General features: G+C 56.0%; 29 protein-coding genes, 1 tRNA gene, 1 pseudogene and 1 other annotated feature. Of the genes and pseudogenes, 15 read left to right on the forward strand and 16 right to left on the reverse strand.

Annotated elements, in window-relative coordinates; all coding sequences use genetic code 11:
- Window positions 1-2: 2 nt before the first annotated feature.
- The 3 genes from ABNT42_RS13030 to ABNT42_RS13040 all read right to left on the reverse strand — a co-directional run bounded on the left by ABNT42_RS13030 (window position 3) and on the right by ABNT42_RS13040 (window position 2228).
- Window positions 3-1028 carry a protein kinase gene (locus ABNT42_RS13030; protein WP_348697578.1) on the reverse strand — a complete coding sequence of 342 codons (1026 nt, stop codon included), beginning with the start codon at window positions 1026-1028 and terminating at the stop codon, window positions 3-5.
- A gap of 96 nt (window positions 1029-1124) precedes the next feature.
- Window positions 1125-1565, reverse strand: coding sequence for a glycine zipper domain-containing protein (locus tag ABNT42_RS13035; RefSeq protein ID WP_348697579.1), 441 nt, complete (start codon window positions 1563-1565; stop codon window positions 1125-1127).
- Window positions 1566-1697: 132 nt separating this feature from the next.
- Window positions 1698-2228 carry a GNAT family protein gene (locus ABNT42_RS13040; protein WP_348697580.1) on the reverse strand — a complete coding sequence of 177 codons (531 nt, stop codon included), beginning with the start codon at window positions 2226-2228 and terminating at the stop codon, window positions 1698-1700.
- Window positions 2229-2391: 163 nt separating this feature from the next.
- Between ABNT42_RS13040 and ABNT42_RS13045 the strand changes: the two genes are divergently transcribed.
- From ABNT42_RS13045 to ABNT42_RS13060, 4 genes are all read left to right on the forward strand, one after another.
- On the forward strand, window positions 2392-3837 hold the full coding sequence (locus ABNT42_RS13045) for a M20/M25/M40 family metallo-hydrolase (protein WP_348697581.1): 1446 nt from the start codon (window positions 2392-2394) through the stop codon (window positions 3835-3837).
- Window positions 3838-3920: 83 nt separating this feature from the next.
- Window positions 3921-4160, forward strand: coding sequence for a hypothetical protein (locus ABNT42_RS13050; RefSeq protein WP_348697582.1), 240 nt, complete (start codon window positions 3921-3923; stop codon window positions 4158-4160).
- A 62-nt stretch (window positions 4161-4222) separates the two neighbouring features.
- On the forward strand, window positions 4223-5464 hold the full coding sequence (locus tag ABNT42_RS13055) for a voltage-gated chloride channel family protein (protein ID WP_348697583.1): 1242 nt from the start codon (window positions 4223-4225) through the stop codon (window positions 5462-5464).
- Window positions 5465-5492: 28 nt separating this feature from the next.
- A complete protein-coding gene (locus ABNT42_RS13060; protein WP_348697585.1) occupies window positions 5493-6275 on the forward strand; it encodes an ADP-ribosylglycohydrolase family protein in 783 nt (260 codons plus the stop codon).
- Window positions 6276-6460: 185 nt separating this feature from the next.
- On the opposite strand, the gene ABNT42_RS13065 is transcribed toward ABNT42_RS13060, so the two are convergent.
- Window positions 6461-6835: a helix-turn-helix transcriptional regulator gene (locus tag ABNT42_RS13065; protein WP_348697587.1), complete on the reverse strand. Its 375-nt coding sequence runs from the start codon at window positions 6833-6835 to the stop codon at window positions 6461-6463.
- Window positions 6836-7044: 209 nt separating this feature from the next.
- Here ABNT42_RS13065 and ABNT42_RS13070 point away from each other — a divergent pair, with 209 nt between their 5' ends.
- Window positions 7045-7986, forward strand: coding sequence for a hypothetical protein (locus ABNT42_RS13070; RefSeq protein WP_348697588.1), 942 nt, complete (start codon window positions 7045-7047; stop codon window positions 7984-7986).
- A gap of 532 nt (window positions 7987-8518) precedes the next feature.
- The gene (locus tag ABNT42_RS13075) at window positions 8519-8728 is read left to right on the forward strand and encodes a hypothetical protein (RefSeq protein WP_348697590.1); all 210 of its coding nucleotides are present in this window, start codon (window positions 8519-8521) and stop codon (window positions 8726-8728) included.
- A gap of 66 nt (window positions 8729-8794) precedes the next feature.
- Here the strand turns inward: ABNT42_RS13075 and ABNT42_RS13080 are convergent, their stop codons facing one another.
- The 5 genes and pseudogenes from ABNT42_RS13080 to ABNT42_RS13100 all read right to left on the reverse strand — a co-directional run.
- Window positions 8795-8992 (reverse strand): hypothetical protein, encoded by a 198-nt coding sequence (locus tag ABNT42_RS13080; protein WP_348697591.1) that lies wholly within the window; start codon window positions 8990-8992, stop codon window positions 8795-8797.
- 313 nt (window positions 8993-9305) lie between these two features.
- Window positions 9306-10067: a PEP-CTERM sorting domain-containing protein gene (locus ABNT42_RS13085; RefSeq protein WP_348697594.1), complete on the reverse strand. Its 762-nt coding sequence runs from the start codon at window positions 10065-10067 to the stop codon at window positions 9306-9308.
- Between the two features lie 153 nt (window positions 10068-10220).
- Window positions 10221-10547 (reverse strand): hypothetical protein, encoded by a 327-nt coding sequence (locus ABNT42_RS13090; protein ID WP_348697596.1) that lies wholly within the window; start codon window positions 10545-10547, stop codon window positions 10221-10223.
- A 255-nt stretch (window positions 10548-10802) separates the two neighbouring features.
- The gene (locus tag ABNT42_RS13095; RefSeq protein WP_348697597.1) at window positions 10803-10952 is read right to left on the reverse strand and encodes a recombinase family protein; all 150 of its coding nucleotides are present in this window, start codon (window positions 10950-10952) and stop codon (window positions 10803-10805) included.
- 59 nt (window positions 10953-11011) lie between these two features.
- A pseudogene (locus ABNT42_RS13100) lies at window positions 11012-11164 on the reverse strand (recombinase family protein); the annotation flags it as partial.
- A gap of 362 nt (window positions 11165-11526) precedes the next feature.
- On the opposite strand from ABNT42_RS13100, the gene ABNT42_RS13105 reads away from it, so the two are divergent.
- From ABNT42_RS13105 to ABNT42_RS13115, 3 genes are all read left to right on the forward strand, one after another.
- Window positions 11527-12114 (forward strand): PEP-CTERM sorting domain-containing protein, encoded by a 588-nt coding sequence (locus ABNT42_RS13105; protein ID WP_348697599.1) that lies wholly within the window; start codon window positions 11527-11529, stop codon window positions 12112-12114.
- 496 nt (window positions 12115-12610) lie between these two features.
- Window positions 12611-13123, forward strand: coding sequence for a hypothetical protein (locus ABNT42_RS13110; RefSeq protein ID WP_348697601.1), 513 nt, complete (start codon window positions 12611-12613; stop codon window positions 13121-13123).
- A 294-nt stretch (window positions 13124-13417) separates the two neighbouring features.
- A protein-coding gene (locus ABNT42_RS13115; RefSeq protein ID WP_348697602.1) for an IS3 family transposase occupies window positions 13418-14646 on the forward strand; the annotation gives its coding sequence in 2 pieces (ribosomal slippage) (window positions 13418-13709 and window positions 13709-14646; 1230 coding nt in all).
- Window positions 13699-13815 (forward strand) — a sequence feature (AL1L pseudoknot). (Overlaps the previous gene by 117 nt.)
- 1 nt (window position 14647) lies before the next feature.
- Here ABNT42_RS13115 and ABNT42_RS13120 read toward each other — a convergent pair.
- From ABNT42_RS13120 to ABNT42_RS13130, 3 genes are all read right to left on the reverse strand, one after another.
- On the reverse strand, window positions 14648-14986 hold the full coding sequence (locus tag ABNT42_RS13120) for a hypothetical protein (RefSeq protein ID WP_348697604.1): 339 nt from the start codon (window positions 14984-14986) through the stop codon (window positions 14648-14650).
- Between the two features lie 26 nt (window positions 14987-15012).
- Window positions 15013-16209, reverse strand: a complete 1197-nt coding sequence (locus tag ABNT42_RS13125; RefSeq protein WP_348697605.1) for an integrase arm-type DNA-binding domain-containing protein — start codon at window positions 16207-16209, stop codon at window positions 15013-15015.
- 272 nt (window positions 16210-16481) lie between these two features.
- Window positions 16482-16566 (reverse strand) — tRNA-Leu (locus ABNT42_RS13130).
- Between the two features lie 76 nt (window positions 16567-16642).
- Here ABNT42_RS13130 and ABNT42_RS13135 point away from each other — a divergent pair.
- Entirely contained in the window at window positions 16643-17488 is an 846-nt protein-coding gene (locus ABNT42_RS13135) for a Sir2 family NAD-dependent protein deacetylase (protein WP_348697607.1), read from the forward strand.
- Window positions 17489-17509: 21 nt separating this feature from the next.
- Here the strand turns inward: ABNT42_RS13135 and ABNT42_RS13140 are convergent, their stop codons facing one another.
- Window positions 17510-17758: a hypothetical protein gene (locus tag ABNT42_RS13140; protein ID WP_348697609.1), complete on the reverse strand. Its 249-nt coding sequence runs from the start codon at window positions 17756-17758 to the stop codon at window positions 17510-17512.
- Window positions 17759-17952: 194 nt separating this feature from the next.
- On the opposite strand from ABNT42_RS13140, the gene ABNT42_RS13145 reads away from it, so the two are divergent.
- A complete protein-coding gene (locus ABNT42_RS13145) occupies window positions 17953-18408 on the forward strand; it encodes a hemerythrin domain-containing protein (RefSeq protein WP_348697611.1) in 456 nt (151 codons plus the stop codon).
- A gap of 90 nt (window positions 18409-18498) precedes the next feature.
- A complete protein-coding gene (locus ABNT42_RS13150) occupies window positions 18499-18846 on the forward strand; it encodes a carboxymuconolactone decarboxylase family protein (protein WP_348697612.1) in 348 nt (115 codons plus the stop codon).
- Window positions 18847-18857: 11 nt separating this feature from the next.
- On the opposite strand, the gene ABNT42_RS13155 is transcribed toward ABNT42_RS13150, so the two are convergent.
- Window positions 18858-19100, reverse strand: a complete 243-nt coding sequence (locus ABNT42_RS13155) for a hypothetical protein (RefSeq protein ID WP_348697614.1) — start codon at window positions 19098-19100, stop codon at window positions 18858-18860.
- A gap of 250 nt (window positions 19101-19350) precedes the next feature.
- On the opposite strand from ABNT42_RS13155, the gene ABNT42_RS13160 reads away from it, so the two are divergent.
- Window positions 19351-19545 (forward strand): DUF2892 domain-containing protein, encoded by a 195-nt coding sequence (locus ABNT42_RS13160; RefSeq protein ID WP_348697616.1) that lies wholly within the window; start codon window positions 19351-19353, stop codon window positions 19543-19545.
- Between the two features lie 63 nt (window positions 19546-19608).
- On the opposite strand, the gene ABNT42_RS13165 is transcribed toward ABNT42_RS13160, so the two are convergent.
- The gene (locus tag ABNT42_RS13165) at window positions 19609-20274 is read right to left on the reverse strand and encodes a helix-turn-helix domain-containing protein (protein ID WP_348697617.1); all 666 of its coding nucleotides are present in this window, start codon (window positions 20272-20274) and stop codon (window positions 19609-19611) included.
- A 124-nt stretch (window positions 20275-20398) separates the two neighbouring features.
- Here ABNT42_RS13165 and ABNT42_RS13170 point away from each other — a divergent pair, with 124 nt between their 5' ends.
- Together ABNT42_RS13170 and ABNT42_RS13175 are read left to right on the forward strand one after the other, a co-directional pair.
- On the forward strand, window positions 20399-21460 hold the full coding sequence (locus tag ABNT42_RS13170) for an HD domain-containing phosphohydrolase (protein WP_348697619.1): 1062 nt from the start codon (window positions 20399-20401) through the stop codon (window positions 21458-21460).
- Window positions 21457-21735: a helix-turn-helix domain-containing protein gene (locus tag ABNT42_RS13175; protein WP_348697621.1), complete on the forward strand. Its 279-nt coding sequence runs from the start codon at window positions 21457-21459 to the stop codon at window positions 21733-21735. The genes ABNT42_RS13170 and ABNT42_RS13175 overlap by 4 nt, the downstream gene beginning before the upstream one ends.
- 20 nt (window positions 21736-21755) lie before the next feature.
- Here ABNT42_RS13175 and ABNT42_RS13180 read toward each other — a convergent pair whose 3' ends face one another.
- Window positions 21756-23000, reverse strand: coding sequence for an HD-GYP domain-containing protein (locus ABNT42_RS13180; protein WP_348697623.1), 1245 nt, complete (start codon window positions 22998-23000; stop codon window positions 21756-21758).
- Window position 23001 lies beyond the last annotated feature (1 nt).

The following is a 23001-nucleotide window of genomic DNA, read 5'->3' on the forward strand; positions in this document are numbered from 1 at the left end:
GGTCAGGCACTCCGCATGGTCTGCCAGCCATTGGCGGCGGTAGGGCGGCGCATGCCGCGCACGGGATCGGTCACATCGAGGTAGTGGCGTTCCGGCGGCATGCCCTGTATGGCCTGCAGCATGCGGCTGATCTGGATGGCATGGCGCGGCCGCTGCGCCGGATCGGCCTGCAGCAGGCTGCGCAACAGCAGCAGCGCACTATCGCGCGATGCTGGCGGCAGTGAGGCAGCAAAGCGCGCCGCTTCGTCCTCCAGCAGAGTTGCGGGTAGACTGCCGCCACTGGCCTGTAGCAATAGCCCGGCACCGGCGGTGTGGTGCATGCGGTAGGCGTTGCCGCAATCGCTACAGAATTGCAGCGCCCGTCCACCGGTCACGAGGAAGTAGAACATGGCACCGAGCGAGAAGTAGTCGCTACTGGCCGAACTCTGGTAACTGCCTTGCTGCAGCGGGAAGAACTGCTCCGGCGCCTGCCAGTTGGCGGTGCCTGCGTACGAGTGCAACTGGCTATGCAGACCGTGGCGGTTGGTGCCGAAATCAGCCAGTTTGACGTTCTGCAGTCCCCAGTCCAGCAGCACATTGGCCGGTTTCAGGTCGAGATAGCGCCAGCCGTACTGGTGCACCTTGGCCAGCGCCTGATTGATCTGGCTGATCCAGCCCAGCAGGCGCGGTAGGGGCAGGGCTTCCTGCCGGCTGCGTAGCTGCTGCATATGGCGCCCCAGATCGGTGGCCAGCAGTTCCAGCGCCAGTACCGGCAGGCCCTGATGCCAGCCGCTGTCGAGCAGGCGCACGATATGGCGCTCGTCCCATGGTTCCAGCGCCTGCAAAAAACCGATCTCGTTCTGGGCACTGGTAATCCAGCGCTCGCGCAGTGCGGGTCCGGCCTGCTCCATGCGGGCGTGGTTGATGAATTTCAGCGCCACATCGCGTGTGTTGGCTGGCCCGCTGGCGCGCCAGATTACACCGTAAGCGGAACTGCCGATCTGTTCCTGCAGCCGGTAGTGGCCCAGTTCCAGCGTTATGATCGTCATGCTTTCCCCCGTAGCGAACTCTGTGATGTCTGCCTAGCGGGGGGGATAAAAAAACCCCGCGCAAGGCACGGGGTTGATGTGTGTGTGGGCTAGTGCTTACCAGCGATCATGGTCGTGATGATGGTGGTGACGTTCGCGCCGTTCTTCACGATATTCGCGGTACTCGCGCACTTCGCGATAGTAAGGACGGGCCGGTTCTACATACACCACGCGCGGAGCTGGCGCGTAGTAGACCGGAGCCGGTTCGTAGTACACGGGGGCGGGCTGGCTGTAGACGCGGGTTTCCACATAGCGGCCACGGGGGCCACGGTCATAGTAACGGTCAGAGTAGCGGTCATCGCTGCGGATGCTGTTACCCACGGCAGCGCCGATCAGACCACCCACGATAGCGCCATCGCGCCCGCCGTTACTGTTGCCGATGGCGGCGCCGACCACGGCACCGGCCAGCGTGTTGAACTCGCGTTCGCCGGCGTAGGCCGAGGACGATACCGCCGCTGCGGTGACTATAGCCAGAATCATCGATTTCTTGTTCAACATGGTATTCCCCTTGCGTAGGCCGGATCGGGAAGATCACTGAGCCAGTGATGTCACTATAGCGCATGGGTGGCAGACTGCCATGTCTTATACACCTGCTTACAATCTGGGCCGGGCGGTAATAGCTTGTAACAATTAACGCCTTGCTGCCTGCCATTCTGGCCGCAGCAGGCTGAATACCTGCACGCTCTGGTAATGGCCGTTGATGAAGAAGCTCTCGCGCAGGATGCCTTCGGCCGAGAAGCCGCACTTCTGCGCCACCCGCACCGAGGCCAGGTTCTCTGGCGCGATCTGCAACTCCAGCCGGTGGTAGGTCTGGGTTTTGAACAGGTGATCCACCAGCAGGCGGCAGGCCTCGCTGGCATAGCCCCGTCCCGCCAGCGCGCTATCGAATAGACGGTAGCCGATTTCGCGGGTGACTGGCGTGCGGCTTTTGAAGTGGGTAATCACGCCGATGATGTGGTGGTGCTGGTCTTCGATCACGAACAGTTCACTCTCCTCGGTGACGAAGCTGGTTTGAGCGAACTCTTTACGCAGTGTTTCGGGCGATTTGAAGTGGGTGGAAAAATAGTCGCCGCGCGAGGGCAGGTCGTTCACCAGCGCGATAAAGGTGTTCAGATCGGCCGTGAGCAGGTGACGTAGCGTGCACTGTGTACCTTTGAGCATGGGCGTTTTCTTCAACAGGTTGAAGAATCATGGTAGAGCAGTAGCGATAACAAATCAACATTAATGACAAGAACCTCATGATCGGTTATCGTTTAGATCATTTTTCGTCTAAGCCTCGACTGCGCGGCTAATCACACCCTCTCTCGCCTCTATCCGGAAAACCATGAAAGCTACCAAGTTTGCCTTGACCGCCATTGCCAGCTGCCTGTTCGTCGCTGGCGTTGCTACTGCTGCTACGAGCGCTGCCACCCCGAACGATGCGGCCACTCTGAGCCGCATCCGCGCCACCGCGATGGAGAGCGACTGGGCCTACGACCGGCTGGCCGATCTGACCGATCTGGTCGGCCCGCGCCTGTCCGGTTCGGCCGGCTATGCCGCGGCAGTGGAGCAGGTGGCCGAGGCGATGCGCAAGCTGGGTGCCAAAGTCACGCTGCAGCCGGTGAAAGTGCCGCACTGGGTGCGTGGCGCCGAGACGGCGGAACTGGTGGACTATGCTGGCCGTCCGGCCGGTATCACCCAGAAGATCGTGCTGACGGCACTGGGTGGTTCCGGTGCTACGCCGGCACAGGGCCTGACGGCGCCGGTACTGGTGGTGCGCAGCTTCGAAGAACTGAAGGCCAAGGCTGCGCAGGTCAAAGGTGCGATCGTGCTGATGGATGTGCCGTTCGATCAGGAACTGGCTGACCGTGGCCATGCCGGTGCCGCTTATGGCCCCGGCGCAGGCTTCCGATACGCCGGCCCGAAAATGGCGGCCGAGCTGGGGGCGGCGGCAGCGCTGGTGCGCTCGGTGGGTGGCGCCACCTACCGGATTCCCCATACGGGTGCCACCGGTCTGGTCGACGGCAAGCGCATTCCCGCCGCCGCCATTACCACCGAAGATGTGTTGCTGCTGGATCGTCTGCTCAAGCGCGGTCCCGTGAAAATGCACCTGACGCTGACGCCGCAGACCCTGCCGGACGTGGATAGCTTCAATGTGATCGCCGACTGGCCCGGCAGCGACAAGGCCGATGAAGTGGTGATCGTTTCCGGTCACCTCGATTCGTGGGATCTGGGTACGGGTGCGCACGATGATGGTACTGGCGTGGCCGGTGCCATGGGCGTGATCGAAACGCTGCGCAAGCTGGATCTGCATCCGCGCCGCACCATCCGTGTCATCGCCTGGGCCAACGAAGAAAACGGCACCCGTGGTGGCAAGGCCTACTTCGAGGCCAACAAGCATCTGCTGGACAAACACTTTGCCGCCATCGAATCGGATAGCGGTGGTGGCCGTCCGTTTGGTCTGATCGGTAGCGTTACGGCGCCGATGGTGAAGTACTTTGCGCCGTTGCGCGATGCCCTCAACCCTATCGGCGCTGGCGTGTTCGAACGACGCGACATCGCCGGTGCGGCCGATACCGGCCCGCTCGAACGGGCCGGTGTGCCCGTATTCGAACCGCTGGTGGATTCTTCGTTCTACTTCAACTACCACCACACGGCCGCCGATACGCTGGACAAGGTGAATACGCTGGAACTCAAACGCCACGTCGCCGTACTGACGTCGCTGACGTGGTTCCTCGCCAATATGGAGCAGCCTATCGGCCGCGTCGGCAAGTTCGATAGCGAAGACTAAGCAGCACGCGGCAGCGCGCAGCAGTCGTGCGCGCCGCGCCGCCGCTCCATGCTAGGCTGGAACCGACTGGCATGGAGCGCGACATGAACAAAATACTCTATCGGGGCTGGATCATACTGCCGACGGCCTTGCCCACCACGGACGGCCAGTGGACGGCAAGCTGCGATCTGGCGCGGATGGAAGCGGATGGGCTGGAAGTGTTCGAAGGGTTAACCCTGCAATTTGTCCGCGCCTATCAGGCCGATGCCATCCGTGCTGCCTGTGATGAAGCGCGCCGGCAGGTGGATAATATTCTGGCCGATCCGCTGACACGGCTAGCCTGAAGTCCACGCCATTCCGTGGTTTAATTGTCCTGTCGATAGGATTTTGCTAGTATGCAAAATCCATGACCTCCCGCCCCCCACTCACCGCACTGCACCTGCTGCCTTATCTGGCGAAATGGACGGCTATTGCTGCGCTGGTTGCGCTGGCCAGCGGCAGTGCTTCGGCGCTGTTCCTGTGGGCGCTGGAGCATGCCACCGCCACCCATGTAAGCTATCCATGGCTGATCTGGCTGCTGCCCGTGGCCGGCGCGCTAGTCAGCTGGGCATATCTGAAAGTGGGCAAGCAGGTCGAGGCGGGTAATAATCTGCTGATCGATGAAATCCATGATCCGCGCAAGGTGGTGCCGCTGCGCATGGCGCCGCTGGTGCTTGTAGCCACCGTGATCTCCCATCTGTTCGGCGCTTCGGTGGGACGCGAAGGCACGGCCGTGCAGATGGGTGGTTCGCTGGCCGATCAGCTGACCCATCTGTTCCGTCTGCGCCATGAAGAGCGCCGCATCGTGCTGATGGCCGGCATCGCCGCCGGCTTCGCTTCCGTGTTCGGCACGCCGCTGGCCGGTGCCATTTTTGCGCTGGAAGTGCTGGCCATCGGGCGGCTGCGCTACGACGCCATCTTGCCCTGTATGCTGGCGGCCATACTGGCCGATCAGGTTGGCATGGCGTGGGGCATACAGCACAGCCATTATGCCGCTGGCGCGCTTGCCCCGATCAGTATGTGGAGTCTGCTGGCCGTGCTGGTGGCGGGCCTGGTCTTTGGCCTCGTTGCGCTGCTGTTTGCCAGTAGCACCCATGCGCTGACGGCACTGCTCAAGCGCTGGCTGCCATATGCGCCGCTGCGTGCGGCGGTGGGCGGCATCGTGCTGGCGCTGGCCGTCGCCGCGCTGGGACAGCGTTATATCGGGCTGGGTATCCCCGTGATGCTGGAAGCGTTCCAGCATCCACTGCCGTGGTGGGATAGCTTGGGCAAACTGGTGTTCACCGTCGTCTCGCTGGGCAGCGGTTACAAGGGCGGCGAAGTGACGCCGCTGTTCTTTATCGGCGCCACGCTGGGCAATGCACTGGCGCCGCTGCTACATCTGCCGTTTGGCATGCTGGCCGCGCTGGGCTTTGTCGCCGTGTTTGCCGGTGCCGCGAATACGCCGCTAGCCTCCACCATCATGGCGATCGAACTGTTTGGCCCGCAGATCGGCCCGTTTGCAGCGCTGGCCTGTGTGATGGCCTATCTGTGTTCTGGCCACAGCGGCATTTATCGCGCGCAGACTGTGGCCGTGCACAAACATCGAGTGGGTCCGCCCGAGGCCTGAATTTACCAACTGGACTACAAGGACGCCTATGTACGGAGCATTGCTGGGAGATCTGATCGGTTCGCCGTGGGAATTCAACCGCATCAAGCACGAGCAGTTCGAGCTATTCTCGCCTGCCTGCGGTTATACGGACGACAGCATTATGACGGCAGCGGTGGCAGATGCATTGCTGCACGACACGGATCCGGCCAGCGCCATGCGGGCGTGGGCGCAGCGCTACAAGCCGCAGCGTGGTGGCTACGGGGCGATTTTCTGGGTCTGGCTGAACAATCCCGATGACGAACCGTACGGCAGCGCAGGCAATGGTGGTGCGATGCGGGTGTCGCCCGCTGCCATGCTGGGCACGACGCTGGAGCAGGTGCTGCAGTTGGCAACGCAGGTCACAGTGGTCACTCATGACGATCCGATAGGCCTGAACGCGGCGCTGGCGACTGCTCACGCTATCTGGCTGGCACGCCAGCAGGCTAGTCCGGCGCAGATACGCGATGCGCTGGAACAGTGTTACGGTTACGATTTGTCGCGGCCATACGAACAGGTGCAGCGTGAGTGCCGCCATTCCGAACTGGCGCTGCCTTCGGTGCCGGAGGCGCTTACCTGCGCCTTGCTGTCGACTTCATTTGAGGACTGCATGCGCAAGGTGGTGGCGCTGGGTGGCGACTCGGATACCCAGTGCGCCATCGCCGGTCCCGTGGCGGAAATGTTGTGGGGCATACCGGCGGACTACTTGGCCGAACTGCGTGCCCGTGTGCCAGCGGCGATGCTGGAGGTGATCGACGGGCTGTATGTCGGTGGCGGTTTGCGGACTGGCTGACGCGAGCACAGTGCCACCTTGCTGGCGATGCAATCAGGAAGTAGCAGGGGAATGCGGAGGAAAGAAAGGGGAATGGTGCTCCCGAGCCGGAATCGAATAGTGCCTTGTATGCCGCATAAAATCCTGCTTTTATGTCAGGCTGGCTGTCTGCATACCGTCAAAAATACCGTCAAATCGCTGCGTGTCTAAATCTGTCCAAACCCATCGCATTGGCTAAAGTGTAGCATGGCAATGGAAGGCCATGGAACCACATCCGATTCACCGGCTACTTCGCGAGCAAATTGCATCACTCTGTCGCGTTCGCTGCGCGGTAGGCGATGAAAGGTTGCCAGCAGCCATGCTGCTTCGTCTTCGGCTGCATAGAAGTAGGACTCAGGTACGTTCAGTGCCTTGGCTATTCGCTCGACCATGGTGAAATCCGGTTCGTGCCTCGCTTTCTCGTATTGGTTCATCCGTGCGCTCGATGACATTTCATCGATGCCTGCCAACACGCCGAGCCGTTCCTGTGATAACCCAGCGCGGGTGCGCGCTTCTTTTAATCTATTGGAGAAGACCGACATTCATAGCCCTTAAAGGCTAAGATAACCTGAGTATTTCGTTGACCCCACACTAAGGAGTCCTTAGCATCAAAGCTGGCCGCAAAGTAGACAAGGGCCGACCGCCAAAGTCGCGCCCTGCCGCGTCGCCCGAACTCTTGCCTCGCGGCGGCAACAGCGCTCACTATTGCTTGCCGCCACCACACATGAACCGTATAACGGAGGAAGTTGCTATGACGAATGTAAATTACCTACCAATATCGCAAAAAGAGGCAAGACGTGTCGGCTTAAAACTGTACTTCACATCACGGCCATGCGCACGCGGCCATGTCGCACAACGCCACACGCACAATGGGGTATGCATTGAATGTGGTCGCGAAAATGACGCGCGGCGATATGCAGAAAAAGGAGAGCAACTCAGGGCGCAGGCCGTTGATCGGTATTGGAAGGATCCTGAACGTCATCGCGAAGCCAAGAGGCTAGAACGATTGATCAATCCAGAAAAAATTCGTGCCCGTGACAGGGCACGTTATATTAAGAATCCGCAGCTCAGGCGGAAGAAGCAGAATTGCGACCAAGCTCCCACGCCAAACCCAAACTGTCCGCCCCTTAACAAAAGTAAAGTATCGAATTCAAAAGTCTGCAAACACTGCAATATCGAGAAACCCTTGCTCGCCTTCGCGCGCCATAAGAATCGCTGTGATGGGGTGCAGGTTTACTGCAGAGTGTGTATGAAAGAGTTTCGGGATAGTCGTCAATATGACAAGATTCGTTGGGCAAACCCGCAAACACGTGAAAGCGAAATTGCAAGGCACAAGAGGTACATTGAAGAGGACAAGGAATATTGGCTGAATTATTGGAAAGAAAAGGCCCGCGAACAGCGCTTGCGTGAGCCGGCAAAGAAGAAACAGTGGAATATCACAAGGCGCTATGCTGAATCACGGGCCACACCTAGTTGGGCAGATTTTGACGCTATGAATGCAATCTATCAAGAGGCTCGACGGCTAACCCTACAAGATGGAATTCAGCGAAACGTTGATCACGTAATACCACTGAGAAGCCCAATTGTCTGTGGTTTACATGTCGAAAATAATCTACGCATTATTGAAAAAAGCGAAAATGAAAAAAAGCGCAATAAATTCGTAGTTGAGACTACTATTTTTAAGTATGACTAGCTACGCGAACCCTGCCGTCTACCAGTGCCCTGCATGCCAGGGCCTTGTTCTGCGCAAGCGCCTTCGCTCGATGAATACATACGGCGTAACGTTCTGGTCGGACGGTGATGCGACCTTTTCTCGTCTACCGTCCCGCTCACCTTTAATCCGCTGCCCCTGCTGTCCGGCTGTGCACTGGGAAGAAGACCTTCAACCAACTGGCGTCTTGCCGAAGAGGCCGTTACAGCAGGAGCCAATGGGCTGGTTGATGCAAAAGATAATTCAATAGTCCGGCGATGAGCACGGCAACCTTCACACCCAACGTGACTGGGACGCGGCCCCAGCGGATTGGCGTGCTGCCGAATATGATAAGACCCTTGGATATCATGATCTGTGCGGGGCGTTAAATTCGCTTCACCACTCGGACAACGCGCGTGAACTATACATACGCCGCCGAATATGGTGGCTTGCTAATGACCGAGGCCGCATATACGCCAATGGCGAGCGTGCCCCGTTACCGCCACTGGCTCTTGATGCTAAAGTGAAGGAGAACATGCAGCGCATGGTCGAACTGCACTGCCAAGCCGACAGTGGTATTGTTGAGTGTGCTGAATTGCGGCGGCAAATGGGTGCCTTCGATGACGCAGTCCAGATTCTGACTGCGGGAACACCGGATCAAATCGGCGAACGTGGCAATAAAATTATGGGCTGGGCATTGGCCAAAGACCCAGAGTTAAAAATGCTGGGGCAAAACGGATATTGAAATTTCGGCAGCGATATAAAGACCAAGATGCTGGCGATGGTGCTACTACTCAATCAATTACCCACTCTATTCACTAAAGGATGCCTTTGCCTTAGCAATTGCGATTTCGATTCGTCGGCCTTGTCGGTAGATACTGGCGAGCTTGACGGCGAGCATGGTGAACATGGATGCGTTGAAAACGGTAAGGATGTCGAGGATGACTAGCACTGATATGGTTCGGTTGTTGAAAACCATATAGTCAATCGCCAGAATCAATTCGATCATGGTTGTCGCCGAAAAATTTTTACTTTTCCTATGGCGAAAATTTTTGAGGAATTGACCGAATTAAGGCTATAGACCGCCACCCCGACCTTGCCCCCCCCGGGGGGGGGGGCGGGGCTGCGGTACCAGACGCCTTCCAGTGCGCATTTGCCCGCCAGTGATGGCATCACGTTTGCCGCCGTTCGGGCGGTGGAACAGGTAGGCCAAGACTGGCGCGATAGCGCACACGGCTGGCGTATGCTTCCATTTGATAAAGCGCGCTTGTTCGTGCTCTTAGCATCGTTCCATTGTCTGGTTTCCTCTGATAGCCGAGAGTTCAATAGGCACTCACCAGTATTTCATTGCAAACTAAACTGCGGCGGCGTTTTGCTATGAGGGAGAGTGCACCCAAGCCAGCCATCAACATGGCGTAGCTACTTGGTTCTGGCACCGCAGCCGTGACGGAGATGTCATCAAATAAGATTAGTGAGGGGTCTTGCCGACCATGGATTTCAAGTACGGTTGACTTACTTGTCGCCACCAAATTAGTATAGTTGAACTGAACCCAATGGCCTGGCCATGTATTATTAGCTGGGTTTATGACATCTGCCACTAGCGCACCATTCCAGTAGATTGACATCTCACTGGTTGGGCCGCCATTTTCGGATACCAAGAAACTAAGGCTGTAGGACGTTCCGGCAGTGGTGTTTAAGGTTTGTGCAATATACGCCCCAGTAGCTGGAGCATAGACGCAGTACTTTGTAATACAGCCAGTTAAAGCGAGCCAAGTACCGGAGTGCGCATAACCTGCCCCTATATCCCCGATGCTAAAGCCACTAACATTCCATCCGGTATATCCCTCCTCAAACCCTGGGTTTTGCACAATATTTTGAGCCATCGCCGACGATGCGAAACTCAATGTGAGAGCGGCAAAGATAGAAGATATACTTTTCACGACGAGATTTCCCTTTTTATTGATTATTAGGACTTGATGAAAATCATGCTTGCCCGTCCAGTGGTGGCAAGCGGAAAATGTGGATCTGGTGCAACAAATATTGCAATATTTTCTATTTTTATTATAGCAGCGGAAGTGAGTCAAATACTCTCGAATAATCACGAGTAAAGTCCGCTGTTGATTTTTACCCAGGATTTTGCGAACGATATGGAACGCTAGCGGTTCAGTGCCCTTTTTAGGCTTGCTCGTTCACATGCAAAGCCAAGTTCCGTGACACAGGCTGACGCACTAACAAACTTACGCGGCAAACCATAGCGCAATGGCAAAAGTGCCGTTAATAAGTGCAACTGGATTAGATATTTCTTCAGCAAAACCAGTCGCGCAATGTCGGTGTTCCTCCCCTAATGCGCGGCAATAACTCTGACGTAGAAAATGCCGGTAATTCGCGCTCCCCTCTTTGCTAAATACACCGATAACACTTGCGTTAAGCCCAAGTTGACGTTCGGGCACTTCGACACCTAGAAGCCCTCCCATGCGATCTCGCAGCTTGAAACACCCACCGCGTAAATGTTGCACACAATGCTCCCTGTTGCGCACTTCCCGCAGGATTTTGCGTAATACCATGTCGTCAAATTGCTGGAAGTACGCAACATTTCGGCGTGGGCATAGTCAATTATATTGCACCATAGACAAGACTGTAGCCCTAGAAACCCCGTACAGCCTCGCCAGCGCGCTTACGCTCTCCTTGCGCTGGTAGGTTGCAAGCATCGCCTTGCGCTGCTCAGACGTTGTTTTAGCCGCCCTACCGAGCGTCTTGCCTTCAGCCTTCGCCCTTGCCAGGCCAGCCTGCGTGCGTTCCACAATCAGGTCACGCTCCATCTATGCTACGGCAGCCAGCATGGCAAGCATCAGCTTACCTGCTGGCGAAGTCAGATCCAGCTTGTCGAGTTGAAGCACCACCACTTCGACCCGAAGAGCGCCAAGGGTTTTAATGGTTGCCAATACGTCGGGCGCATCGCGCCATAGCATAGGCGATCTAGTCTCGATACCACCAACGTATCCTTCGCACGCAGCTTGCCCAGCAAAATTCCGAAGTGTTTGCGCTGTGCGGCGTGCGCCTTGCAGCTTACAGTATCGGCATACCAGTATTCGATCTTGTAACCAGCCTGTTCGATTTCATGCCGCTGATTCTCTGCGGTCTGCTCTACCGTTGATACACGCCCATATCCAAAGATCGCCATACCGCGCCCATATAGGGTTGGAAAACGGTATAAATATAAATTAACATGTTGATATGTTTAAGTGCTATTTTATCAACAGCCAAAAACAGGCATGAGCCATGGTGTTAGAAAACGGTCGTTTTTAAACACTTAGAATTTATGATTTAACTAAACCTAGGCTGAGTAGAGAGCAGAATTTGTCTATTTGCATAATTGTTGCCAAGTATGCATTAATATGCTTTATAATTCAATCACTGGATACATGTAAGCGTGCAGTTGAAAAAACTGCTACGCGAAATCATTCGTTGATTCATTAGGAATTTCGCGCCAAATTGTTTGGCCATATAAATATTGAAAATTGTAATCACTTTAAAAGGTAGATCATGAAAATTGCTTCAATCCTTGCCGCAAGTCTAGTTAGTCTGCTTACGATTTCAGCAGCAAGCGCCTCCACGGAGTTGCACTATGGCAGCAATGGATATTTATCGAAAATCTCAGACTTGACATTAAATGGAGTTGCATATAACGTAAGTTTTTCAGATATATCTAAAGAAGTGATGGCAGCAAACAATCATAATGTGATGTTCAATGATATTAATGAGGCAAACGATGCTGCAAAATTAATTTTTGAGACTCTAGGTGCCAACTACTTTGCAAATCACAACATTAACGGTTGTATTTATTGGGTAAGAGAGTGTGTGGTATTAGTCTATAGCCCAGGCGTTGGTGGGTACAACGGTGGAATCTTTAATAGCATTGCTGGATCGGTATTTTTTCCTAGAGAGGGGTACGGATATACAGGAGCAATCGGATTCCCACCCATAGATATGTCTGTATTCCCCAATTACACCGCATCGACATGGACACTTGCATCTGACCCGACGTCACCGATCCCCGAGCCAGAGAACTACATCATGCTGTTAGTTGGGCTTGGTATTCTTGGCACTTCCATTCGCCTAAGGATCGGTTGATTATATTTTAGAGGATTCTTTCTCAAGAATTAATTGCTGGAGGGTTTTTGGGAATGGGGAATAGATGCAGCGAGTATTGCGAGGTAATCGCCACAATGATTGAAGTATATTTTTATACCTACCCTATCTAGCTAAGTGCACGAATGCCGTAATGATCAACACCCAGCCTCGGCATTTCGTGAATTGAGCACTGATGCCGAGCGCGTATGTGGGCCGCTGCTTCTGCATATTAAGATTTAGGTTTTCTATACGCCTGCTATATATCGATAACAATATTTTTATCAAAATAAGGATCGATATATTGGGATTGGCTCAACTTGAATAATCACGATTCTGCAACGTAACTTCAAGTGAGATAATCAGACAGGGGTGCACCTAGGTGGAGCCAGAATTACGCCTTAATCACATCGTTGCTCCACTGATCCAAAATAATTTGCTGAGAAGCAGCCTAACTCTAAGAAAATGCTTCGCCTTGTCAATGTAATCTGGAGCGCAAATGACGAACAAGATGATCACGGACAATGAAATTCGGAGCCTATCACAAGCCGAACAATTTTTTAATATGGCCGAGGCATATGTCGATGCTGCCGTACTTCAAACTTCCGCAGTACAGAAAAATGCTGACAGCTCATGGCCTGATGCTAGTGTTGCACTGTTTTTGGCTGCCCATGGGACAGAATTATTTCTGAAGGCAGAAATTTTAAAACGGAACTCGTCAAAAGTTGTAAAAGATTTTAGTCATAGTATACGCGAACTATTGATAGAGTATCGTTTACTTTACCCTGAGCCTGAATATAACTGCGACTTTCCTTTTGACTTTGATGAAATATTAAGCAGCATGCCTAAGGGTGTCCAAGATGAAATTAACTCGCCCAGTATGGTGTTCCGCTATACAGTGAATAAGAAGAATTCCCAGTGGCAAATCTTGAACGGCTTTGTCGCAAGTTCATTCCTGGTCGAGCTAAGGCAACTGAAACAGTCAATGGCTGATCTGCGTTTAATTTTTTAATTCGGAAAAATTCGGGAGCGTTTTCTGTGCAGACGGGCCAATATGTGCCCACATATACCAAGGCTAAGAGACCAGCAATATTCTGATACATTATTCTGCCGATTGCGGTGGAAATTGTAAAACGCACTAGGTAAATTCAACGGACACAAAGATACCTCCAATTGTGCGAATATAGTTACTCTGACACTTTGATATGTGTTGGTAATCTTTATCCTACTTCAGTTACTCACTTCAGCCCACTCTCTGAACCGTTCCGGAAATCTGGGAGGCTCCAACATTTGAGAGAATGGAGCTATGAAACGTAAATCCCCCAAATTTTCCCCAGAAGTGATGGAGCGCGCCGTGCGCATGGTCGAGGAATCGGCTTCGCAGCATGAGTCGCAGTGGGCGGCCATTGAGTCGGTGGCGGCCAAGATTGGTTGTACCGCGGAGACCCTGCGGCGCTGGGTGCGCCAGCACGAGCGCGATACTGGCCAGCGCGAAGGAGCCACCACAGCAGAACAAGAGCGCATGAGGGCACTGGAACGCGAAGTTAAAGAGCTTCGCAAGGCCAACGAGATTCTGCGTCTTGCGAGCGCTTTTTTCGCCCAGGCGGAGCTCGACCGCCGCTTCAAGTCCTGATGGCTTTCATCGAACAGCATCGCGCTGCATACGGAGCCGAGCCGATTTGCAGAGTGCTGCAGGTCGCTCCATCGAACTACTGGCGCCATGCTGCACAGCGCCGCAATCCTGAATTGCGCTGCGCACGCGCCAAGCGTGACGACACGTTGAGGACTCACATTCATCGCGTGTGGCAAGCCAATTTCCAAGTCTATGGCGCTGAAAAGGTTTGGCGCCAGCTGCGGCGGGAGCAAATCGAAGTCGCTCGCTGCACAGTTGAGCGCCTGATGCGCCGTGAGGGCTTGCGCGGCGTCATCCGAGGTAAGGTTGTGCGCACCACGATTGGTGATACCGCTGCGCCATGTCCATTGGATCGGGTGAATCGTCAGTTCCGCGCCGACCGTCCAAACCAGCTTTGGGTCAGTGACTTCACGTATGTCTCGACCTGGCAGGACTTCGTGTACGTAGCCTTCGTGATCGACGTCTTTGCACGGCGCATCGTCGGCTGGCGCGTGAGCAGCTCGATGCGTACCGATTTCGTGCTGGACGCCTTGGAACAAGCCCTGTACGCACGCCAGCCAGAACGCGACGAAACCCTGATTCACCATAACGACAGAGGCTCGCAATACGTATCGATCAAATACAGTGAGCGCCTGGCCGAAGCCGGCATCGAGCCGTCGGTGGGCAGCAAAGGTGACAGCTACGATAATGCCCTGGCCGAGACCATCAATGGCTTGTACAAGGCCGAGCTGATTCATCGCCGTGCTCCTTGGAAGACCCGTGAAACCGTCGAATTGGCCACACTGGAGTGGGTCTGCTGGTTTAACCATCACCGGCTGCTGGAGCCCATCGGCCATATTCCACCGGCTGAAGCCGAAATGAACTACTATCGTCAACTTTCGAGTCAAGCCATCCCGGTATGACTCACACCACGGCGCCTCTCAAAATCCCGGAACGGTTCATATCGACGCGCCGCCACCCGTTGGCGTTTAGCATCCTCGCTTTTTCCCGCATATCAAACTTTTTCATGTCAATCCGAAGGGTGAACTCGCCATGCTGTGCAAAGGCTTCCAATTCACCAAGTAGACAACCCAAAGCATGGCGGTGACTAATGAATATTTGATCTTCAGGGTTGTCATCCGGATTCGGACAGTATGACTCCTCAGTGCATTCAAATACCGGACGGTAGCTGTCTGCAATTTTTTTCGCTTGATCGCGCAGAAACTCATGCGCAGTGCGTCCTACTTTTTTCATATAGGTCATAAAATTCTTTCGGTCTTTTTGTCGTCTCAACTATTCCCAAGGCGCAGCGAGTCCAGATAGTCAGCCCATCTTTGCATCATGGTGCGGCGCGCCGGGAGGTGAGCGGTGCGGTTGTAGGCGCGGCCATTGGCGTCTTTGACCGCATGCGCGAGCTGGTGTTCGATAAGGTCCACTCGTTCCTCTAGCACTTCATCAAGGATGGTGCGGGCCATCGCGCGGAATCCGTGCGCGGTCATGACTTCTTTCCCGAAACCCATGCTACGCAAGCAGGCGTTGACCGTGTTTTCACTCATGTAGCGGTCCTCGGTGCGAATGCTGGGGAATACGTACTTGCCGTGGCCGGTCATGGCGTGGAGGCTCTTCAAGATTGCGATCGCTTGGGTTGCCAGCGGCACGACGTGGTCGTTCTTCATCTTCATTTTGGAACCGGGGATGCGCCATTCGCCTGCTGCAAGGTCGAACTCTTGCCACTCCGCGCTGCGCAGCTCACCCGGCCGAACGAAGAATAGCGGCGACAGTTTCAACGCGGCGGTGGCGTATGGATGTCCCATGTAACCGTGGATAGCACGCAAGAGTTTGGCGACCTCAATTGGTTCGGTGATGGCGGCATAATGGCTGCGGGGGATCGCAGCTAGGGCGCCCCTGAGGTCAGCAGTTACGTCGCGTTCTGCGAGGCCAACAGCTACGGCATAGCGAAACACTTGCCCGCAGAGTTGTTTTACCCTGTGCGCAGACTCAATCGCGCCGCGAGCTTCCATGCGCTCCAGTGCTAGAAGCACATCCCGTGGCTTGATTTGTGAAATAGGCATTGCGCCAATGTAAGGGAACAGATTGCGGGTCAGCCAATCATTTACCTTGATTTGGGTCGTTTCTGCTCTCTGCGCCTTGGTTTTTTCAAGCCATTCACGGGCAATAGCATTAAACGTCTGACGTTCTTTCTCTTTGCTATCTCGCATCTTCTCGCGCTTGTCGGCGGATGGATCAATGCCCTCCGCGAGCAGTTCACGCATTTCCAGACGACGCTGCCGAGCTTTCGCAAGACTGACCTCTGGATATTTCCCGAGTGCGGCGGTCTTACGCTTCCCATTAAATCGATAATCAAACCGCCAATACTTCCCAGCAGCACTTACAAGTAAATACATGCCTTGACCATCAGCGTGTTTATTACTGGCCGTGTCGCAATTGTGTTTGACTTGACGAACGAAGGTATCAGTTAAAGCCATAAATCCCATCCTCTTTTGCTTTCGCCAACGGAGCATTTCTCCACGCCAGTCGAAATGACTGGAATGTAGTCCGATGTAGTTCTAGAAATCTGTCGAAATGACGGTATCTAGTTCGAGCGAATTGGCGATACCGTCACCGATACCGTCAGACTCTTGAGATGGGATGAGATAAATTGAGATGCGCCAACATAACAAAAAACCCGCTCTGCCTAGATAGCATGCGGGTTTTGAGAGTATGTGAGACGATTTGATGCATTCTGATATTCTTAAGGTGGTGCTCCGAGCCGGAATCGAACCGGCACGCCTCGCGGCGGCAGATTTTAAGTCTGCAGTGTCTACCAATTTCACCATCGGAGCAACATAGCCCGGCATTATGCCATGAAGCTTGGATAACTGCCATAGCGACAACTGTCTCTACAGGATACCGGACCAGATGAATCAGATCGCAGCGCCGCAGCGCGCCGACTACGATAAGGCCGCAGCGTTGCTGATGCAGGCTGATAGCCTACTGATCACCGCCGGTGCGGGTATGTCTATCGACTCCGGTATGCCGGACTTCCGTGGCGAGCAGGGGTTCTGGCGCGCCTATCCGGCACTGGGGCGGTATGGGCTGAATTTCTATGAGATCGCCAGCCCGCGCGCTTTTCGCGAGCGGCCCGAACTGGCGTGGGGCTTTTATGGCCACCGGCTACAGCTATACCGCCGTACAGCCCCTCATGCGGGCTTCGCTATCCTGCGCGACATGGCTGGCAGCATGCCGCATGGCGGCTTTGTCTTTACCAGCAATGTGGATGGCCACTTCCAGAAGGCCGGCTTTAGCGCGGTGCAGGTGGCCGAATGTCATGGCAGCATCCATACCTTGCAATGTCTGGATGGCTGCGGCCATGCGCCATGGCCGGCGCAAAGTATCGATCCGCAGGTAGATAGTGACAGCTGTCTGCTGCTGTCGGCGCTGCCTCGTTGTCCTGCCTGTCAGGGGCTAGCCCGGCCGAATATTCTGATGTTCAGCGATGGGGGCTGGGATGGCGATGCGGTCGAACGGCAGCTGCAAAGGCTGGATCGCTGGCTGGCCCGCGCCAGTCGCACGGTGGTGCTGGAAATCGGTGCCGGTACGGCCATCCCGACGGTGCGGCGTTTTGGCGAGCAGCTCGGTGTTCCCCTGATACGCCTCAATCCCGATGAGTCAGCAGTGGTCAGAGCGGGCGATGTGGGGCTGGCTGTACCGGCGCTGTCGGGCTTGTTGCAGTTGCGCGCTGCCATGCAGCGCGGGACAGCCTAGCAGGCCGATAGCACGCGCCGTTTAGTGCAACAGCATAAACACCAGACTGCCGATCCAGATAAATGTACTGCCGATGAGGAGCCTTGTGCCCCACGAGTAGCCTCGCACTTCACCCTGCCATGCGGGTAGTGCATAAATCAGCGCGAGTAGCACACCTGCAGCCGCGTCCATCGGGCTGGAGAAATCCCAGACTTTTTTGACGATAAGGGTGCTGATTGCTGCGAGGGCCAGCAGAACGCGGATCCAGCCGGCCAGAGGGAAGGTTTGCATGGGTGTTACTCAAGTTATACGGTAGCCGCATTATAGACGTGCCCACTGGCGCCGTGGTCAGCTTGGTCAGCGGTCCAGTCCGGCGGATCTGTTCCTGATCAAATTTCCTTGGCCCGCTGTGTGGGTGCGCTCACAGTGTGCGCCGGCGAGCGCTACTAAGATCGGCCCTCCTACACATTGTTCAGGGAGGCGATATGCAACACTCAACTCAGAATGCGCTGGCCTTACTCAAGGCGGATCACGCGCAGGTCAAGCAACTGTTTGCCGATTTCGAAGCACTCAGTGACCGTTCCAAAGTCAGCAAGAAGAGGCTGGCTGAGCGCATCTGCGCGGCGCTGCGCGTGCATACCCGGCTAGAAGAAGAAATCTTCTATCCGGCCATACGCGAAGCCATCGATGATGATGATCTGATGGATGAGGCACTGGTGGAGCATGCCGCTGCCAAGGACCTGATTGAGCAGATCGAAGCGCTGGACCCCGACGATGAACTCTACGATGCGCGTATCAAGGTGCTGTCCGAGCAGGTCGACCATCACGTCGAGGAAGAGGAAGGGCAGATGTTCGAGCAGGCCGCCCAAAGCAGTGCCGACCTGATCGCACTGGCGCAGCAAATGACGGAATTGAAGCGTTCGCTGGCGCGGACGGACTAAGACCGGCAGGTAGTAGAAAAAAGCGGGCACTTGCGCACATCAATATATTCTGCGATATAATATCTTCTAGTAAATTGAATCGGAGGATATATGAGTGGCATGCCGGAATATAAAGAACTGACCAAACAAGTATCGGGCAAAATGCGCGACCTGCGCCAGTCCCAGCCTGATCTGATGACGGCCTTCAGCCAGCTGGCGGCGGCCGGTACCAAGGAAGGTGCGCTGGACAAGAAGACCCGCGAACTGGTTGCGCTGGGGATTGCGATCGCCTGCCGTTGCGATGACTGCATCGGCTTTCATGTGCAGGCGCTGGTCAAGCTGGGTACCACCCGCGCCGAACTGGAAGAGGTGCTGGCAACGGCCGTGTACATGGGCGGTGGCCCATCGATGATGTACGCCACCCATGCGCTGAAAGCCTACGAAGAATTTACTGCTTGATCTGGAACAGATCAGTGGTCGTGGGGGAGGGCTTGCGGTTCGGAAGTATCGCCCCGGGTGATTTTTTTCCATCCGAGCGGACGGCTGAACAGGAAGCGGTCTTTCCCGTCCTGAAAAAAGGCCAGTGCATAGCCTTCCGGTACGGGAGCGTTTAAAGCGTCATCGCTGCAGGTGTAGTCCTTCATCAGGACGCCTTGTTCAGGACATGAACGTCGGTTTTCACCTTGCAGATACACCACGGTGATGCTTTCCATGCTCAAACTACTCCTAACCCTGTTCTGTTTGCTCAGGCAAGAATATACGCTGAGCGGAACCATCTGGGCAGGGCTAGCGCGGTATGATGTAGAAAGTATTTAATTGTGTCCAAGACAAGCAACAGTAGGCTTGTTTCATGCAAGGGAGAAGTACAGGCTGATGTAGCCCGACATCAACCTGATCGTTGTCATCGGGCGTTGTACCAAGGCCTACGCGGCGTAGGCAGTAAATCACTACAGGAGCTAGAAAATGAAGAAGAATGAAGGTTCGCTGGATCGCGCGGCGCGCGTGGTGGCTGGGTTGGCGCTGATCGGTCTGGCAGCGAGCGGCAATGTCGGTGCGTGGGGTTATATCGGGGTGGTGCCGCTGCTGACTGGCGCCATCGGATACTGCCCGCTGTACACCATACTGGGCTTTAATACCTGCCCGCTGGAACGCGAATAAACCCTACGACCAGCATGCACTGCCGTGCAACACGGGCATGCTCAGGCATGCCCGTGTTGCATTTCAGGCCTGTACTTCGATGTTCAGTTCAGTGTCGCCAGCGGCAGGTTCGGTAGTGGAGATGGCTGTTGCCGCATGCCGTAGTTGTAGCGCGCAGCGCGCCTGCAGATAGTCGCGCAATTCGTCGGCACGCACCGTGCGGCCGAAAAATACCGTGCCTTTCGGTAATACGCCGCGCGCGGCCAGCGTGGCCGCATCCTGCTCCGACAGCAGCACGATGTGCATGGTCCACAGTTTGGGATCGCCCACGAGAGTATTCAGCAGGGCGCTGCCATTGATGCGGTTGTTTTCCAGATCGACGAGCAAAATATCGGGCTGGCGTCGTGCCAGTTCCAGCATGGCCAGATAGATATTGCTGGAAAACTCCAGCGTGGCCGGCAGATGCCAGTGGCTATAGCGACGCTGGAACTGCTCGCGCCGCTCGGCCTCGCCCTCTATCATCAGAATGCGCAAATGCTCGGGATCTGCGGGTTCCAGCAACTGGTTGCCCGGCTGGGCTTTGTAAGCCAGCACTTCCGCCAGCGGCAGCCGGCGGTGTCCGCCACGGGTTTTCCATGCGCTGATGGCACCAGCCTCCACTAACCGCTGGACGGAGGAAACCGAAATGCCCAATATGCTGGCCGCGCGCTGTGTGGTGCACACCGCACTGGCCCGACTCGTGTTTTTCATTTGCAACATTCCCCATACAGCAGATTTAAACCAATTCTAGCAATAAAACACACTTTTGTGTGAAAATCGGTATAATTGATTTTATCGGTTTATTTGCAGTGTTCGCCAGCTCAGGGGATGTGCCATGAATGTATTGATCGTCGACGACAACAAGCTCAATCTGGAACTGTTCTGTCACATGCTGAGCATGCTGGACACGGTGGTGGCCCGGCCCATGGCCGATCCGGTGGCAGCGCTGGCATGGTGCGAGCAGCACACGCCTGATCTGGTGCTGGTCGATTACATGATGCCGGAACTGGATGGCCTAGAATTTTTGCGCCGCTTCCGCGCGCTGCCCGGCAAGCAGGAAGTGCCGGTCGTGATGGTGACGGCCGATACCGAGATTGCGGTGCGCCACGAAGCGCTGCGCCTGAGCGCCAATGATTTCCTCACCAAACCCGTCAACCACGCCGAACTGAATGCCCGCGTGGGTAATCTGCTGGCCTTGCGGCGCGCCCAGTTGCAACTGGCTGAACGGGCCGACTGGCTGACCCATGCCGTACGCAAAGCCACGGCTGATGTGGTGGCGCGCGAGCACGAAGCGATCTGCCGGCTGTCACGCGCGGCCGAATACCGCGATCCGGAGACGGGCGGCCACCTGCTGCGCATGGCGGCCTATGCCCGTCTGACGGCAGAAAATCTGGGGCTGAACGAAGCCCGCTGCGATCTGATCCGCGATGCCGCGCCCATGCACGATATCGGCAAGGTAGGGATACCTGATGCCATCCTGCTCAAACCGGGGCCGCTGACGGAAGATGAAATCGAAGTGATGCGGCGCCACACAGAAATCGGTGCCAGCATTCTGGCGGGCAGCGAATCGCCGCTGCTACAGGTAGGCGCCATCATTGCCCTCAGCCATCACGAGCGCTACGACGGCAGCGGTTACCCGCGCGGTCTGGCGGGCGATGCCATCCCCCTGTATGGCCGCATCGTTGCCGTGGCCGATGTGTTCGATGCGCTGACCTCCACCCGCCCATACAAAGCGGGCTGGGATCTGCAGCGTGCCATCGAGTACATGCGCGATGGTTCCGGCAGCCAGTTTGACCCGCTCTGCGTAGCCGCGCTGCTGGCCGACGTGGATGCCTTGCTGGCCATCCAGCACGCCTATCAGGCGCATGAACTTGCCGATATCGGGAGCCCCGTATGAACGCCCAACGCTACCTTGGTCTGGCCGCTGATGCCCGACCTCACACCCTGCTAGACCATGTGCTGTTGCGTCAGCAACTCAAGAACGATGCGGAACTGAGCCGCGCGCTGCAACTGGCGCCGTCCAGTCTGAGCAAGATACGCCACGGCCGTACGGGCGTCAGTGCGGAACTGATGCTGCGTGTGCATGAAGTGTTCGAAATTCCGATTGCGGAACTCAAGCGGCTGGATGCTATCCATCAGCAATACTTGCAGCGCCACCCAGAACTGGCCTGAGCGCCTGTCGCGGCGGGGGCTCAGTCGGCCATGAAACGGCCGCAGTCGACGATGCCCCAGGTGGCTTCTTCCTCGCTCGATATGATCGCTTCCGGTATGCCCGGCAGCGACAGATCGAGCGTTTCCGGCGGCAGGTAAACCATGGACTTGAGCGAATACATGACCCGTACTATCGGGGTCAGTAGCGATTTGCGGTTGTCCAGCACCACCGCCAGCCGGTCACTTTTCAGCCGCACCAGCGTGCCGATCGGGTAGATGCCGATGCAGCGCACGAAGGCGGCAAACAGCTGGGTGTCGAACTGGCCTTCCTTGCTCCATTCCGTCATGCGTGCCAGCGACGTCACGGGCGACCAGCCCTGCTTGTAGGGCCGGTTGGAGGTGATCGCATCGTACACGTCGCAGATGGCACCCATGCGTGCCTGCAGGCTGATCTGGTCGCCCGGCAGCGCATCGGGATAGCCTTTGCCGTCGATGCGCTCGTGGTGGTGCAGGCAGACATCACGCGCCACTGCGGGCACGCTGTCGGTCTGGGCCAGCAGTTCGAAACCGGCGCGCGGGTGGCCCTGTATGGTGCTGTATTCGCTCTCCGTCAGGCGCCCCGGCTTGTTGAGAATCTCGATCGGGATCGCCATCTTGCCCACATCGTGCAGCAGGCCGGCCAGTCCGCAGTCGCGCACTTCGTGATCGGGCAGATTGATCTGACGCCCCAGTGCCACCATCATGGCGCACACAGCCACCGAATGCATATAGGTGTAATCGTCGATTTTCTTCAGCCGGACCAGACTGATCAGTGCACCCGGATTGCGCAGCACGGACGCGGCGATTTCGTCAGCGACTGCGACCGCCGTACCGGTATCGATCAGCTTGCCCATGCGGGCGTCGTTGAACATTTCATCGACGGCCAGACGGGATGTCTTGAGGATGCGCTTGGCCCGCTTCAGTTCATCGCTGGTGCTGGTAGGTGCTTCCACCTTGAAGCGGAAATCGGCCGGCGTACCCTGCACATTGAGCGGACTGGCAGCGCTGGCAGCCGTGCTGCCGGCATCCTGCTGCACGCTGGCAGCGGCGTCGTCCGGCACCACGTCGATACCCCGGCTAGTGTCGATGTAGACTTCGCGTGCCGTGCTGCTTTGCAGTTTTTTCAGATCGCCGGGGGTTTTCAGGGCAAACGAGGCTGTCCAGAACGGGTTATCCAGCCAGGTGCCACAGACTTTATGCACATACATGCCAACCTGGGCCTGACTGACGGTGATCTTTTTAAACATG

This window comes from Duganella fentianensis (genome assembly GCF_964031615.1).
GTDB lineage: Bacteria > Pseudomonadota > Gammaproteobacteria > Burkholderiales > Burkholderiaceae_D > Rugamonas > Rugamonas fentianensis_A.